The sequence below is a fragment of the Pseudonocardia pini genome, from assembly GCF_013870575.1.
Taxonomy (GTDB): Bacteria; Actinomycetota; Actinomycetes; order Mycobacteriales; family Pseudonocardiaceae; genus Pseudonocardia; species Pseudonocardia pini.
Map to the genome: position 1 here is coordinate 1 of NZ_JACBXB010000937.1, position 1,893 is coordinate 1,893.

A 1,893-nucleotide genomic window follows, 5' to 3' on the forward strand; every position below is an offset into this window, starting at 1 on the left:
GTCCCGGTGCTGCCCCGCGGCGCGGGCACCTCGATCGCGGGCCAGGCCGTCAACACCGCGGTCGTCCTCGACTTCACCCGGCACATGAACCGGATCCTGGAGCTGGACCCGGAGGCGCGGACCGCGCGCGTGGAGCCCGGCGTGATCTGCGACCAGCTCCGGGACGCCGCCGCGCCGCACGGCCTCACGTTCGGGCCGGACCCGAGCACCCACAACCGCTGCACGATCGGCGGGATGGTCGGCAACAACGCCTGCGGCTCGCACTCGGTGGCCTGGGGCAAGACCGTGGACAACACCGAGCACCTCGAGCTGCTCACCTACCGCGGCGAGCGCCTCGACACCCGCGCCCCGGCGGGGGAGATCCCGCGGCGGCTGGCGGCCCTGCACGAGCGCCACGGCGAGCGAATCGCGGCGAGCTTCCCCGACCTCACCCGCCGGGTCTCCGGCTACAACCTCGACCAGCTCCCGCACGACCTGGCCAAGGCCGTCGTCGGGTCCGAGGGCACGCTCGGCGTGATCACCGCGGCCACCATGCGGCTGGTCGACTCGCCGCCCGCCCGGGCGCTGGCCGTCCTGGGGTTCCCCGACGCGTACGTGGCCGCGGACAACGTCATGGTCGTCCGCGAGCACTCCCCGCTGACCATCGAGGGCATGGACGCGGGCCTCATCGCGGCCCTGCGCGCGCAGAACCCGGTCGAGACGATGTCGCGGGCCCTGCCGCCCGGCGGCGGCTGGCTCTACGTCGAGACCGGCGGCGCGGACAAGGCCGAGGCCCGGGCCAAGGCCGAGGCGGTGGTGGCGGCCATGCGCCCGTACGGGCTGACCGAGGCCGTGGTCGAGGACGACCCGAGGCGCATGAAGGCCCTCTGGCGCATCCGCGAGGACGGCGCGGGCATCCTCACGCGCTCGCCGGACGGGGGAGAGGCCTGGCCCGGCTGGGAGGACGCGGCGGTGCCGCCGGAGCGGTTCGGCTCCTACCTGCGGCAGTTCGACCAGGTGCTGGAGCGACATGGCCGCAAGGGCGTCTACTACGGCCACTTCGGCGACGGCTGCCTGCACGTCCGGATCGACTTCGACCTGCTCTCGGAGCCCGGCATCGCGAACTTCCGGGCGTTCATGGAGGACGCGGCCGACGCCGTCGTCGCGCACGGCGGGTCGCTGTCCGGCGAGCACGGGGACGGCCGCGCGCGGTCCGAGCTGCTGCCGCGGATGTACCCGCCGGAGATCATCGCCGCGTTCGAGGAGTTCAAGGGCGTCTTCGACCCGGACGACCGGATGAACCCCGGCTGCATCGTCCGCTCCGCGCGGATGGACTCCGACCTGCGGATCTTCGTCGGCATGCCCACCGGGCCGTTCGCGACCGACGACCCGCAGCTCGCCTTCACCCACGACCGCGGCTCGTTCACCCGCGCCACCCGCCGCTGCCTGGGGGTGGGCAAGTGCGTGACCAGCCACGGCGGCGTGATGTGTCCCAGCTACCGCGCCACGGGCGACGAACGGCACTCCACCCGCGGCCGCGCCCGCCTGCTGTTCGAGATGGCCAACGGCGAGGTGATCACCGGCGGCTGGCGGTCCGACGAGGTCGCCGAGGCCCTCGACCTCTGCCTGTCCTGCAAGGGGTGCAAGACGGACTGCCCGGTCGGCGTGGACATGGCCGCCTACAAGACCGAGTTCCTGGCCAACCGCTACAAGAACAGGCTCCGCCCGGCGAGCCACTACTCGATGGGCGCGCTGCCCCGCTGGATGCGGGTGGTGGGCAGGCTGCCCGCGGGCGCGGTCCGCGGGCTCAACGCCCTGGCCAAGGTCCCGTTCCTGGCGGGCCTGGCCAAGCGGGCGGGCGGGATCGCGCCCGAGCGCGGCATCCCCGTGATCACCTCGCCGTTGGCCATCTCG

At 73.9% G+C, this 1,893-nt stretch carries 1 protein-coding gene; it reads left to right on the forward strand.

The features are described 5' to 3' along the window. Positions 1–1,893 (forward strand): FAD-binding and (Fe-S)-binding domain-containing protein (locus H5J29_RS31040; RefSeq protein ID WP_181784498.1); only part of this gene is annotated, 1,893 nt, incomplete at both ends.